The sequence below is a fragment of the Ensifer sp. GW101-20A05 genome, from assembly GCF_059424735.1.
Window position 1 is genome coordinate 253078 of sequence record NZ_JBWKZT010000001.1, and the last position, 12972, is coordinate 266049.

A 12972-nucleotide genomic window follows, 5' to 3' on the forward strand; every position below is an offset into this window, starting at 1 on the left:
CGACGTCGGGCCGCTGGATCCCCGCCACAGGTGTTCAGTCCGGGGAGATAGCGGACACCTGTTCGGAGAGATGACTGACAGTTTTGGGTTTGGTCAAGTCGATGGTTGCGACCTTGTGTGAGGCGAAGAAGACGCCATAGGTGCCGTCCCGGGTCAGGGGGCGGATAGCGAGGCGTTCTCCGCAGAAGGCTCTTGGCACACGCCATAGCCTGCCCTTGAAGCTGACATAGGCCTTGGTGGTGGAGACGACGTCGCCGCTGTCGTAATGCGGGTCGAGGAGGCAGCCGGGCATGGCCCGTGCGCTCGGTCGGTAACGGCTGGCTGGCGGGTTCTGGCCCAGGGCTTCGTGGGGCCGTTGGTGATTGTAGATCTCACGCCAGCGATCGAAGGCGATCTGGGCCTGGCCCAGATCGCTGAAGCCGCGCAGATCGAGGACTTCGGCCTCCAGAGTTCGGTGGAAGCGTTCGATCTTGCCGCGGCTCTGGGGATGGTAGGGCCGGCTGTGCCACACCTCGACGCCGAGCTTGAGCAGCCAGACGCACAGGCGGGTCCACCGCTCGCCGCCCGGTTCGCCCCAGGGCTGGCCGTTATCGACGAAGAAGGCCTGGGGCAGGCCATAGCGCCGGAAGGTCCGCGTCAGCTCAGCCTTGACCGTCACGCCCTGCTGGTCGGCACACGCCCTCAGGCAGGGCGAGAAGCGGGAATGATCGTCGACGATGGTCAGGGGATGGCAACGCTCGCCTCCCGTCGGCTTGACCCAGCCCTTGAAGTCCATCTGCCAGAGCTGATTGGGTTCGGCTTTTTCGAAGCGTTGCCAGGCCTTGCCGGGACAAGTCGGGAAGCCATCGATCCGGCCGTGACGGCGCAATATCGCGTGGACGGTCGAGACCGCCGGCGGCTCCAGCCCGTCGCGCCGCAGGCAGGCGGCGATCTTGCGGGCGCCCCAGGCCGGATGAGCGTCGCGCACCGAAAGCGCCGCAGCTTCGATCCTCTCGCTGCAGCGGCCGGGACTGGCATGAGGACGACGCGACCGGTCCCCCAGATCGCCATCGCCTGCCGCCCATCGCGCCAGCCACTTGTAGCCAACATCCGCGCTGATGCCGAACCGACGGCAAAGCTCCCGCCGGTTCGCTCCTTCCATCATCGCCAGACGAACGAACTCGCGACGTTCTTCCATCGCCGACACCTCTCGCCAGGGCATGGACCGATCTCCTCAAGACCAAATCCAGCCGATGATGTGTCAGCTATCTCCCCGAACACCTGTCAGGTATCTCCCCGGACTGAACAACAGGGGCGAGGATGAGGGAGAATGGGACAACCCTCGCCAAAAAGCATTTCGGCTTTGTCAGCGGTCTACCGGCGGTGTCAGGCCGCCCGCTCGCGCCCAACTCCAGCACTCTCCGGAATCCGCGCAATCACCTTGATCTCGAAATCAAAGCCGGCAAGCCAGTTGACGCCGATGGCGGTCCAATTCGGATAGGGCTTTTCCGGGAAGATCCGGTTCTTGATTGTCATGATCGTCTCGAACTGGTTTTCCGGGTCGGTGTGGAAGGTGGTGACATCGACGATGTCGTCAAAGCTGCAGCCGGCCGCGGCGAGCGTTGCCTTGAGATTGTCGAAGGCGCGCTCGACCTGGCGGGCGAAATCCGGTTCGGGCGAGCCGTCCTCGCGGCTCCCCACCTGCCCGGACACGAACAGCAGATCCTGAGAGCGGATCGCGGCCGAATAGCCGTGGGCCTCGTAAAGCGCGTGCCTGTTTGCGGGAAAGATTGCGTCGCGTGAAGTCATCTGTCTGGTCCTTTGCTAAATCCAGGGCGCAGAAACGGGCGAGCGCTGCCCGATCCGGCAGAACTTCACAAAACCTGCTTCATTTGATATACGCCACGTATATGAACTAACCAAATACGGCGCGTATGTCAAATTCATATACGCATCGTATATGAATTTGAGGACAACATGGCCAGAACGCGCCAGGAAACGATGGAAGAAAACCGCGTGAAGCTGATAGCGGCGGGCCGAAAGGCCTTCGCCGAAAAGGGTTACGCCGCCGCTTCCATGGATGAGCTCACCGCCGATGTCGGCCTGACGCGCGGCGCGCTCTACCATAATTTCGGCGACAAACGCGGGCTGCTCGCCGCCGTCGTCAATGAGATCGACGGCGAAATGGCCGCGCGCGCCAAGGAGATCGGCGGCGCAAACGACGACGCCTGGCAGTCCATGCTTGCGGAAGGTGCCGCCTATATCGAGATGGCGCTCGACCCGGAGGTCCAGCGCATCGTGCTGCTCGACGGCCCCGCCGTGCTCGGCGACCCCTCGAAATGGCCGAGCCAGAACAGCTGCCTGGTGGCGACGAAGCGGTCGGTGGAGCAGCTGCTGGAGAAAGGCGTGCTGAAGCCGGTTGATCCGGAAGCCGCCGCAAGGCTCTTGAGCGGTGCCGCGCTCAACGCCGCCCTATGGGTCGCCGCCAGTGATGATCCGCAGGCCGTGCTGCCGAAGGCGATTGATGCTTTCCGCGCACTGGTCTCGGGCTTTCTGGCGGATCGATGAGGCAGGCGGCGCGATCCGCCGGCCCTACCCGCCGCGTTCCCCCACCAGTTCCCAAAGGTCGATCTTCGCAGCGCGTCCCTTGACCTGCACTAGCCCGATTTCGCGGAAAACAAAGCTGCGGGCGACCGCGTCGTGCACGGCGACGCTCACCAGGATCGACGTATTGAACTCCTTGTTCAACCCTTCGAGCCTGGAGGCGACGTTGATGGTGTCGCCCATGGCCGTGTATTGCTGGCGCGAGGCCGCCCCGATGCTGCCGACGACGGCCGGACCGGTGTGCAGACCGAAGCGTGTGAACAATTCGGGCCGGCCCGCCTGGCGGTTGGCAGCATTCAGGCCCTCGACCGCCGCCTTCATCGCCAGCGCGCAACGACAGCCGTGTTCGGCGTGCCTGATATCCTCGACGGGCGCATTCCACACGACGAAGATGGAATCGCCGAGATATTGCACCACGGTCCCGCCATGCTCTTCGGCGATGCCGTTCAGGAGCTCGAAATAGGCAGAGAGAATGTCGACCACATCCTCCGGCGAATGCTGCTCGGAAATGGTGGTGAAGTCGCGAATGTCGGTGAAGAGTGCCGTCACCTCCTGCCGCCTGCCCTTGACCACCGCCCCGCCCTGAGGGTCTATGATCCGCCGCACCACCTCGCGCGGCACGTAGAGCGCAAATTGCACGATGGCACGGCGGCTGGCAGCAAGCGCGCCCCCGAGCGTGTTGATCTCGGTGATCCACGAATGCGCCACGCCCTTGCCGGTGAAATTCAGATCGCCGATCCGGCGCGCCTCGTCGGCAAGCCGGTAAAGCTTCTGGCTGATCACCCGCGACAGCATCAGCGATCCGAACACGCCGGCCACCAGAAGGCCGGCGGCAATCAACAGGTTGCGCACCAGCAACCGGTTGGCCTGCGCCACGAGATCGTCGAGCGGCACGACGATTGCGACCGAGCTCCCCTTGAACAGGCCGTCAACGCTGACCGGCGCGACCTGCGCCAGATAGCTTTCGCCCTCAAGATCAATCTCGGCAAGGCCACCATTGGCATAGCGCGGATCCTTGCGCAGTCGCGCCACGGCCTCCACGCTCATGTCGAGGCTGCCCATGTCGACGGCGCGCCCGCCCGACCAGGTTCCCAAGATCCTGCCCATGATCGCCGGGTCGGAATGGGCGACGATCGTGTCGCCGTCGCCGATGATGAAGGACCGGGCGCGCGGCGAAATCTCCCGCGGATCGAGCAGCCGGCTGACGGTCTGCAGGTGAATGTTGACGCCAACCACGACCCGGTGGTCGCCCTTCATCGGCGCGGCCAAAGCGAGCGTCGGAACCCGGAGCGTTCCCGCGACGAAGGGCCCGACGGACACCGGCGCACCGCTTGAAACGGCGGCCTGATACCACGGACGTTGCCGTGGATCGAAGGATGTCGGCTCAAACCTCGGCTCTCCGATCGGCCTTGTCTCGCGGTCGAGAAACTGAAGGGTCGACTGAGCCTGCGAACCCTGCCTGGGCGTGATCGTCCGGATGGCGAAGTTCGCCTCCGCCGGCGCCGAAAGGCTCTGGCGGACATAATCCCTCTCGGTGTTGATCACCTGCACGTAGGAACCGTCAGGATAACCGGCATAGATGCTCGTCGCGTTGGACACGCTTCGAAGCACCTCCAGGAAGAACTGCTGTTTTGCCTCAAGTTCCGCAGGCGGCGTGGGTATGAGCTGAGGTACCGCGGACGCCAGTCCGACGGCCTCATGTCCGCCTTCCAACGCATTCCTGTAGCCTTCGATCAGCCGAAAGCTCATCTCGCGCATGTGCTTGGCGCCGCCGAGAACGGCCGCCGCCCTGCCCTGGCTGAACGCCATCCAGATGATCGGCGTCGCCGTGCAGATGAGCAAGGCGACGACCAGAACGCTGAGGTGCACCCTGAGAGGCCTGGACCAGTTCACGCAACTCCCCCGAAACGTGACTTTATTTCGGCGAAACTATCACCTGCTCGGGCCGGCAGGAATGCGCAATCTTTCAAACAAATAGACCATTTCATTGAATCAACTGCATGTTTCCTTCGATCGTAGCCGATTGAAGGACACAAACATGCAGCACTTCAAAGCGCTACAGCGCCGCGCGTCTGATAGGACGCGCGGCGCTGCAGGAGACAATGAAATGGTCCGATGCGCAGGCCGTCTTTCAGGCCTCAGTTCAGCGGGATGGCGTTGCCGTCCTTGCTGTCCTGGTAGGTGGAGGAGAGTTCGTCGTACTTCGCGCGGATCGCGTCTGCGCGAGCCTTCAAATCCTTGCGCTGCGGCTCGGGCAGGCCGTCGATCAGCGCGTGGATCGACTGGCCCTTCCAAAACGCGTTCGTGCGGTTGTAGCCGCCGGGCTCCAGCGTGAAGACCTCCTTCAGGATTTTCAGGTCGTGCGGAATGGAGAAGCTGTCCCGGGAATCCTCGTGGCTGAAGAAGTAGTAGAAATTGTCGAAGCCCGCCCAGGTGATCGCCGACAGACACATCGAGCAGGGCTCATGCGTGGAGAGGAAGATGAGATCGCGGGAGTCCGGGCGCTCAGTACCCTCGATCTCGTAGAAGCGCTTCAGCGTGTGCACTTCGCCGTGCCAGAGCGGGTTTTCCGTTTCGTTGTTGGTCTCGACGAGCACGGTCGAAAGATCGGACTTGCGCATCAGTGCCGCGCCGAAGATCTTGTTGCCGGCAGCAACACCGGCTTCCGTTGCCGGGATGATGCCGCGCTCCATCGTGCCAAGCAGTGCATCGAGGAGTTGGTAGTTATCGGTCTGCTGTGTCATTCCCAGTGTCCTTTTGTTGGGTTTTGAGAGCAACGCCAGGAAAAACAGGAAACGGCTTCCTGCCCGGAATGGCGGGTTTCAAAGCAACTCCAGAAAAAGTGCGAAGCGGTTTTTCGTCCGGAGTTGCGTATTTCAGAGCAATCCCAGGAAAAGTGCGAAGCGGTTTTCCGTCCGGGATTGCGTGTTTCAAAACAATCCCAGGAAAAGTCTGAAGCGACTTCCGCCCGGGATTGCGTGTTCCAAAGATCGGGCCGGCTCAGTGCGCCTCCGCCGCAATCAGCGGCACTTCCGCGCCCTTGGCATCGTAGAGCTTGCCGTTGAGGAAGTAGTCGCCGTCATGCAGACGGGCGATGTCCTGGTAGCGGATCGTGCGCTCCGTTGCCGCGGCGAAGACCGACTGCTGATCGGAATTGCCTGCCGTGAAGTGGTTGAACAAGAGGTTGAGCAGGATCGCCATCACGGCGGCCGACGAGATGCCCGAATGGAAGATCGTCGCGACCCAGGCCGGGAAATGCTCGTAGAAGCCGGGGGCCGCAATCGGGATCATGCCGAAGCCGATCGAGGTGGCGACGATCACCAGGTTCATGTTGTTGTTGTACTCGACCTTGGACAGCGTACGGATGCCGCTAGCCGCGACCGTGCCGAAGAGCACGAGGCCGGCGCCGCCGAGAACGGAGGTCGGGACGGAAGCAACGACGCGCCCCATGATCGGCAAAAGGCCGAGCGTCACCAGGAACATTCCGCCCGTTGCCACCACATAGCGGCTCTTGACGCCGGTGACCGCCACGAGGCCGACATTCTGGGCAAAAGCGCTCTGGGTGAAGGAGCCGACGACAGGTGCCAGGATGCTCGACAGCATGTCGGCGCGCAGGCCGTCGCCGAGCCGGCGCGAATCCACCTTGGTCTCGACGATCTCGCCGACGGCGAGAATATCCGCCGAAGTTTCGACCAGCGTCACGATGATGACGATCAGCATGGAGATGATCGCCGCCAGTTCGAAGGTCGGATAACCGAAGTGGAAAATCTTCGGCAGCGCGAAGACCGGGCCGTTTGCCACCTGCGAAAAGTCGGTCATGCCGGCGACGTAGGCGATGCCCGTGCCGATCACGATCGAAAGCAGGATCGAAAGCCTGGAAATCGAAGCACTGCCGAGCTTGCTGAGCAGCAAGACGATGACGAGCGTCACCGCCGCAAGCTGAATGTTGGCGGTGCTGCCAAAGTCCGGCGCCGCCTTGTTGCCGCCCATGGCCCAGAACGCTGCCACCGGCATCAGCGTAAGGCCGATGGTGGTGATGACGATGCCGGTAACGAGCGGCGGAAAGAAGCGCGTGACGCGCGAGAATATCGGCGTGATCAGAAGACCGATCAGCGAGGCCGCGATGACGGCGCCGAGAATGGCCGGAATGCCGCCATTGCCTGAAATCGCGATCATCGTCGCGACGCCCGAGAACGAAACGCCCTGCACCAACGGCAGGCGGCTGCCGAAGAAAGGCAAGCCGATCGTCTGCAGGATAGTTGCGAGACCGCCAGCAAAGAGCGATGCGGTGACGAGCAGGCCGACATCGGCGGAATTCAAGCCCGCCGCCTGGCCAAGGATCAAGGGGACGGCAACGATGCCGCCATACATGGTCAAAACGTGCTGCAGACCATAGGCGAGGTTGGCGCCGATGCTCAGGCGTTCGTCTTCGGGATTCTGGGCCGGATTCTGGGCCAGATTCTGGGTACGCGTAGTGTCCTCTGAAATGCTTGCCAAGGGTCTCTCCTCCATCCCTTTGCGACGCGTCCCGTCTCCAGCGGGACAAGGCAAAGGCTACTGAAGGAGGGCAAATCGCGCTTGCCTAAAAAACGCGAAACACCTTTCGGATTTTGGGCGGGAATGGTTGGGCGGGAAAGTCGGCGAGACAGGCCGCTTCTCGGCCATTTCCGGCGATTGCAGCCGCAAGCGTCCGACCGCCCGGGCGGTCTGGCGCCGTCACCCGGCACGTCCAGAGGAGAGCAGAGATGATCGCATTCCGCAATGGCCTGGCAGTGGTGTCTCAGGCGTGCCGCCCGCCCGGCAGCGGAATGCGGACTACCGGCTCTCCTTGAACCGTTCCCACCGCTCTTCCCTTTCCTGGGCATAGGCCGGATTGAGCTCGGCGCTGAGATCCGCCCGCTTCAAGGGCTCGCCGCAGCTCTCGCAGAGCGGACCCAGCCCTGCCGGTTTGCCGCAGGTCAGATGGGTGTAGTTGACCGCCCGCCCCTCTTCGGGTGCCTTCACCCAGGCTTCGCCCCAGGCGCGCAGCGCCAGGATGACCGGGTAGAAGGCGTTTCCCTTTTCCGTCAGGTGATACTCAAAGCGCGGCGGGCGCTGGTTGTACTGGCGGCGTTCCACCATGCCTTCCGTTTCCAGCGCCTTCAGGCGCGCGGTGATCATCTGAGGCGTGCCCCCCGTCTGCGCCTGGATCTCCTCGAAGCGATGTCCGCGCATGAACAGCTCGCGCAGGATCAGCACGGTCCAGCGGTCCCCCACGACGGCCTCGGAGCGCGCCACCGGGCACAAGGTGCGTTCGGCAGAATTCTTTTCCACTTTGTCACTTTCTTTTTCATAGGCACTTGTCACTATGATTTTCATATCTAATATAAGCGATGTCGCACGGAATGCAACGGGCCATGAGGGCCCCCGCGATGCGGCCAGGCATTCAAAGGCCAAGCATGAAAAGGCCAGACATGAAAAGGAGTCTGCCATGAACAGCCACGAGACCGGCGATCTCGAGATCGTCGATTCCAGCTTCAGCGCCATCATCAACGCCCCCTTCGAGAAGGTCGACATACCGAGCTGGTGCTTTACGCTTGCCGAGGAGGAATACCGGCTTTGCTCCCCGGCCCATATTGCCGCCGGCGTTACCACAGCGCCCGACGGCAGACGCATGTCGATCAACGTCGAAACGATTGGCGGCACCCTGATGGTGCAGCACTATGTGGAGACGCTGAGCGAGAAGCATCACCTGGTGCTGGAGTCGGTCTCGGATCTCTTCCCGCCTTCGGGCCGGACCACGATCCATGTGCTTTGGGAACTGAGCGTCAGGCGCATTGACGAGCACACGTGCGAATTCACCAACCACGTTCGCTCCAGGGCGACGGAGGAATTCAAGGCCTCGCTCGACCGGCAAGGCATCCCCTTCGACGTGTTCCGCGCGCAGCGACAGCCGATGTCGATTGCGCACAACAAGGGCGAGACACCGCTGTTTGCTGCCAGCATCGAGCGTGCGGCGCTTCGAAACTAGGTCTCTATGAACCAATAAAAATGGAGACGACCATGTCAAAGCCGAATTACAGCAAAGAGACGACAGCCCTGCTCTTTGTCGACCCCTATAACGACTTCCTTTCGGAAGGCGGCAAGATCTGGGACCGGATCAAGCCGATCGCCGAGGACGTCGGGCTGATCGAGAACCTGAAGTCGATCGATGCCGCAATCCGCGCCGCCGGAATACGCGTCTTCATCGCCCCGCATCGCCGCTGGGAACCGGGCGACTACGAAGACTGGGCGCATCCCAGTCCGACCCAGCAGGCCATCATGCACCGCCACTCGTTCGCCCGCGGCGAATGGGGCGGGGAATGGCATCCGGATTTTGCGCCGAAGCCGGGGGACGTGGTGGCCAAGGAGCATTGGGGCCAGAGCGGCTTTGCCAATACCGACCTGGACCAGCAGCTGCGGCAACGCGGCATCACGCATCTCATCATCGTCGGCCTGCTCGCCAATACCTGCATCGAATCCACGGCCCGCTACGGCATGGAGCTCGGTTATCACGTGACCCTTGTGCGCGATGCGACGGCCGCCTTCACGCATGAAATGATGCATGCCGCCCACGATCTGAACGGCCCCACTTTCGCGCACGCGATCCTGACAACGGGCGAACTGCTCGAGGCCCTGCCGGCTTCGTGACGAAAGGCGCCGGCGAGAGCCTCGGGCCCGCTGCTCTGAAACGAAGAGACACGGACGGCACGCCGGTTTGTCGCGCCGTCCCCAGTGACCAGGGAAATGACCATGTCAAAATTCGTAGTACTTGGAACAATCGAAGCCGTTGCCGGCCATCGAGAACAGCTCATCCCCCTGTTGCAAGCCCATCGGGCTCGCTGCCTGCGTGATGAGAAAGGAACGCTCCGCTTCGACATCATGACGTCGAACGATGACGAGGCGAAAATCCACATCCACGAGGTCTATCAGGATGCAGCCGCTTTCGACCTGCATCTCGACGGCCCCTCGATCAAACAGTGGCGCGAAGAAACCGCAGGACTGGTCGCGGGCGTTGTCGTCCACAAAGCGACACCTGTCGAATAGGCGCCGAGGGTATGAAGCTCGGCAGCGGCGACCGCCGGCATCACCACGCGGGCCGCTGCCAGCGCCGTCCGAACCAAAGGCAAAATCTGTACCCTTCACCCCGGCAGCGGCGGCAGTTCAGGCGCGACCAGACCATGGAAAGGATCACGCCACGTCTCGATCTCTTCAAGCCGCCGCGACCAGCGCATGAGCGCCGGATAATCACCGATCGGTAGCCGCGCCGCGTCGTTAAAGGGCAGGAATGTCGCCATGCGGAAATCGGCGAAGGACACCGTGTCGCCGACCAGCCACGCGCGACCGGAGAGCTCAGCCTCGAGTATCCTCGCCGCCCTATGAAACTCCCGCAGCCCCTCCTCCACCATCGCTTCCTCGCAGGGGCCGATGCCGTAGCGCAGCTTGGTGCCGCGCTCCCAATGCACCATGTCGCAGGCTTTCACGAAGTTCTCCTTCCCCCAGCTGATCCAGCGGATCATCTCCGGCTCGTCGTCATCCGTCCGCCAGAAATTGGAACCGGTCTGGCGGGAAAGATAGCAGGCGATCGCATCCGCCTCCCAGAGCGACCGGCCGGTGCGCTCCAGGATCGGCAGCAGCAGGTTCGGATTGAGTGACCGGAAACGTTCGGCCTGGCCCGGCGCCATGGGTTCGGCAAATTCGAACGCGACCCCGGCCTGCAGATACCGCGCGACGGCAACCGCCAGGCGAGGATTAGGATTGCGGCTGAAGTAGAGCTTCATGCGGTGGCTCTCCGTTGGTGCACGTCATGAAGACGAACGAAGGCGCCGCGCGCCGACAGGTACGAAAGAAAAATCGACCGCCGCTTCGTCGCGAATGACTCCTAGCAGACCTGACGCGTAGCAGCCTGACTTCGCTCTGGGACAACTGGTTGCGGCCAGGCGCGGCTATGTATGCTATCCTGTCATCAACCAGGCTCTGCAAGGGAGCCCAGGTGACCAACAGGGACACTATCGAGTGGTGGACAAGTCCGTTCAGCGCCGTCTGGCTGCCATCCTTGCCGCCGATGTAGTCGGTTACAGTCGCCTCATGGGCGTGGACGAGGACGGCACCTTGGCGGTCGTGCGGAACCTCCGCGCCGAAGTGATCGAAACCAGGATCGCCGAGCACCAAGGTCGGCTGTTTAAGTCTATGGGGGATGGCTTTCTCGCGGAATTCCCCAGCGTCGTGAAGGCCGTGGCCTGCGCAGTCGCATTACAGAAGGATATGGCAGCACGGAACGCAGAGCTGTCAGAGGACCGAGCCATCCAACTCCGCATTGGCGTCAACTTGGGGGATGTGATTGCTGAGGATGGCGATGTTTTCGGTGAAGGCGTGAACGTCGCTGCGCGGATCGAGGGACTTGCCCCGGCGGGCGGCATTGCAGTCACCGGCATGGTTCACGACAACGTAGGAAGTCGCCTTGATCTCTCGTTTGAAGACATGGGTGAGCAGCAACTCAAGAATATCGCCCAGCCGGTCCGGGTCTATAGTCTGGGAGCTCCCTCAGGAACATCGGTGCGACCAACAGCGGTAGAACGAATCAAACCGTCCATAGCAGTACTGCCATTTACCAACATGAGTGGTGATCCCGGGCAACAGTACATTTCCGATGGGATCACCGAGGATATCATTACCGAACTCGCCCGCTTTCACGGCCTATCCGTAGTAGCTCGCCACGCGTCGTTTCATTTTGCCAACAAAGGAAAAAGTCATAGCGAAGTAGCGCGGGAACTGGGCGTTGCCTATGTAGTTGAGGGTAGTCTACGCAAATTGGGCGACCGAATACGCATCACAGCCCAGTTGGTCGATGCCATAACCGGCACTCACGTCTGGGCCGACCGCTACGATCGCGATGCGCAGGATATCTTCGCTGTCCAGGACCTTGTTGTGGCCGCAATAGTAACAATGCTGGAGGGCCGCATGTACGCTGCAGAAGCAGCAAAAGCCCGTGCAAAACCAACTACTAGCTGGTCGGCTTATGACTGTCTGTTACAAGGCCGCAATCTATGTGACCATCAGCGTGATGCCGAAGCCGTACCCCTACTTGAGCGGGCAATTGCCGTCGATCCGCATTTTGCACTTGCGCATGCCTGGCTGGCGATAGCTCTTACCATCAGCAATATCATTGTGCTCGATGACGATCAGATGGCCAAGGCCGAGAGCGCTTCGAAACAAGCGCTGGAACTAGATGCCAACGACGCCACGTCTCATTGGGCAAGAGCGCTCTACTACCTTTGGACAGGAGACCATGACCGTTCACGCTTCCATTTTGACAGGGCGCTGACACTCAATCCGGCCGATATACAGATTAAGGGCGACTACGCGAACTGGCAGCGCGCCAGTGGCAGGCCGGCCGATGCGTTGGCCACAATCGATGCCGCCATAGGCTTGGGTCCCTTCGTGCCCGATTGGTTTGCAGCGGTTCGCGGCCTGACGCTCTTTGACCTCGCTCGATATGCTGACGCAGTCGAAGCGCTCGAGAGTGTCCCTGTACAACGCTCCAGTGGCCTCTTGTACCTAGCCGCCGCGCGCGCGCAATTAGGCGACTTAACTGGTGCAAGTGAGGTGATCGCCAAGGTGAAGCTGGTGAAACCGGATTTATCGCTTCGAAATGTGATCCAGGTACTGCACTACGCACGCCCTGAAGCTCAGCAACACTTGATTGATGCCCTGCGGAAGGCGGGGCTGCCGGAGCAGTATGTGCGCCCCTTACGAGCAAGTTGAGTTAACTTCTGCTTGTGGCCCATTGCTTCTTTTAGCTGCGCTGCAAACGTTGGTCGCTTTCGGTGCATAGCGGACGCCGGCAAGTCGTCCGCCCGGCTGATTTATGGGTTCACGGCCTAGCGCATCCCGCTCTCAAGTGGAAGCACTGGAGGCGAAAGATGCTCTAGAATCAAAGTGCTAGGGCGTCCTTTGTGCGTTCAGTCGAACGCACGGCACTCTAGGTGACGTTGGGTTAGTTGCGACTGCGCCAGAGCAAGACCGACAGCACCGCATGAACTGCGACCGCGGGCCACAGAAGGACGCCCGCGGAGCCAGTTAGTCCGAAATAGGCCAGATAGAGTGTGACTGCCGCACTGTAGATCAGCATGCCGAGGAGACCTGAGTTCCTCCAGCAGGCAACGCCGAGTGCGATCAGGGCAATACCGGCCACCCGGGCCGTCGGGATAGCGGGCCCGGTCAGTGCCTCGCCAAGCAATACCTGCCCCACGAACGAAGGCAGCACCACCAGCGCGAGGCCTGTTGCCATCTCCGCGAAGGCGGCGAGATCAAGCACGCGTATCATAGGAACGCACCTCTGCTAGCCGTTTATGTCCAAGCCTTGCGATG

At 61.7% G+C, this 12972-nt stretch carries 13 protein-coding genes; 5 read left to right on the forward strand and 8 right to left on the reverse strand.

Annotation, left to right across the window (positions count from 1 at the left end):
- Nucleotides 1-34: 34 nt before the first annotated feature.
- Both AC070A_RS01385 and AC070A_RS01390 read right to left on the reverse strand, forming a co-directional pair.
- Complete coding sequence (locus AC070A_RS01385; protein WP_057253894.1) at nt 35-1201, reverse strand: IS481 family transposase; 1167 nt, start codon at nt 1199-1201, stop codon at nt 35-37.
- A 164-nt stretch (nt 1202-1365) separates the two neighbouring features.
- Nucleotides 1366-1788, reverse strand: coding sequence for a RidA family protein (locus AC070A_RS01390; RefSeq protein WP_057253892.1), 423 nt, complete (start codon nt 1786-1788; stop codon nt 1366-1368).
- Nucleotides 1789-1956: 168 nt separating this feature from the next.
- On the opposite strand from AC070A_RS01390, the gene AC070A_RS01395 reads away from it, so the two are divergent.
- Nucleotides 1957-2547 (forward strand): TetR/AcrR family transcriptional regulator, encoded by a 591-nt coding sequence (locus tag AC070A_RS01395; protein WP_057253890.1) that lies wholly within the window; start codon nt 1957-1959, stop codon nt 2545-2547.
- A gap of 24 nt (nt 2548-2571) precedes the next feature.
- Here AC070A_RS01395 and AC070A_RS01400 read toward each other — a convergent pair whose 3' ends face one another.
- The 4 genes from AC070A_RS01400 to AC070A_RS01415 all read right to left on the reverse strand — a co-directional run bounded on the left by AC070A_RS01400 (nt 2572) and on the right by AC070A_RS01415 (nt 7896).
- Complete coding sequence (locus AC070A_RS01400; protein ID WP_057253888.1) at nt 2572-4476, reverse strand: adenylate/guanylate cyclase domain-containing protein; 1905 nt, start codon at nt 4474-4476, stop codon at nt 2572-2574.
- Between the two features lie 245 nt (nt 4477-4721).
- Nucleotides 4722-5327 (reverse strand): deaminase, encoded by a 606-nt coding sequence (locus AC070A_RS01405; RefSeq protein ID WP_057253886.1) that lies wholly within the window; start codon nt 5325-5327, stop codon nt 4722-4724.
- 256 nt (nt 5328-5583) lie between these two features.
- Nucleotides 5584-7095 (reverse strand): nucleobase:cation symporter-2 family protein, encoded by a 1512-nt coding sequence (locus AC070A_RS01410; protein ID WP_113133629.1) that lies wholly within the window; start codon nt 7093-7095, stop codon nt 5584-5586.
- Nucleotides 7096-7398: 303 nt separating this feature from the next.
- Nucleotides 7399-7896, reverse strand: a complete 498-nt coding sequence (locus AC070A_RS01415; protein ID WP_057254424.1) for a winged helix-turn-helix transcriptional regulator — start codon at nt 7894-7896, stop codon at nt 7399-7401.
- A gap of 157 nt (nt 7897-8053) precedes the next feature.
- Between AC070A_RS01415 and AC070A_RS01420 the strand changes: the two genes are divergently transcribed.
- The 3 genes from AC070A_RS01420 to AC070A_RS01430 all read left to right on the forward strand — a co-directional run bounded on the left by AC070A_RS01420 (nt 8054) and on the right by AC070A_RS01430 (nt 9648).
- The gene (locus AC070A_RS01420; RefSeq protein WP_057253882.1) at nt 8054-8593 is read left to right on the forward strand and encodes a hypothetical protein; all 540 of its coding nucleotides are present in this window, start codon (nt 8054-8056) and stop codon (nt 8591-8593) included.
- A gap of 32 nt (nt 8594-8625) precedes the next feature.
- Nucleotides 8626-9252 carry a cysteine hydrolase family protein gene (locus AC070A_RS01425; RefSeq protein WP_057253880.1) on the forward strand — a complete coding sequence of 209 codons (627 nt, stop codon included), beginning with the start codon at nt 8626-8628 and terminating at the stop codon, nt 9250-9252.
- A gap of 102 nt (nt 9253-9354) precedes the next feature.
- The gene (locus tag AC070A_RS01430; protein ID WP_057253878.1) at nt 9355-9648 is read left to right on the forward strand and encodes a putative quinol monooxygenase; all 294 of its coding nucleotides are present in this window, start codon (nt 9355-9357) and stop codon (nt 9646-9648) included.
- Between the two features lie 95 nt (nt 9649-9743).
- Here AC070A_RS01430 and AC070A_RS01435 read toward each other — a convergent pair whose 3' ends face one another.
- Nucleotides 9744-10382, reverse strand: a complete 639-nt coding sequence (locus tag AC070A_RS01435; protein ID WP_057253876.1) for a glutathione S-transferase family protein — start codon at nt 10380-10382, stop codon at nt 9744-9746.
- Between the two features lie 235 nt (nt 10383-10617).
- On the opposite strand from AC070A_RS01435, the gene AC070A_RS01440 reads away from it, so the two are divergent.
- The gene (locus tag AC070A_RS01440; protein ID WP_113479429.1) at nt 10618-12366 is read left to right on the forward strand and encodes an adenylate/guanylate cyclase domain-containing protein; all 1749 of its coding nucleotides are present in this window, start codon (nt 10618-10620) and stop codon (nt 12364-12366) included.
- A 232-nt stretch (nt 12367-12598) separates the two neighbouring features.
- On the opposite strand, the gene AC070A_RS01445 is transcribed toward AC070A_RS01440, so the two are convergent.
- The gene (locus AC070A_RS01445; protein WP_112994448.1) at nt 12599-12928 is read right to left on the reverse strand and encodes a hypothetical protein; all 330 of its coding nucleotides are present in this window, start codon (nt 12926-12928) and stop codon (nt 12599-12601) included.
- Between the last annotated feature and the right edge of the window lie 44 nt (nt 12929-12972).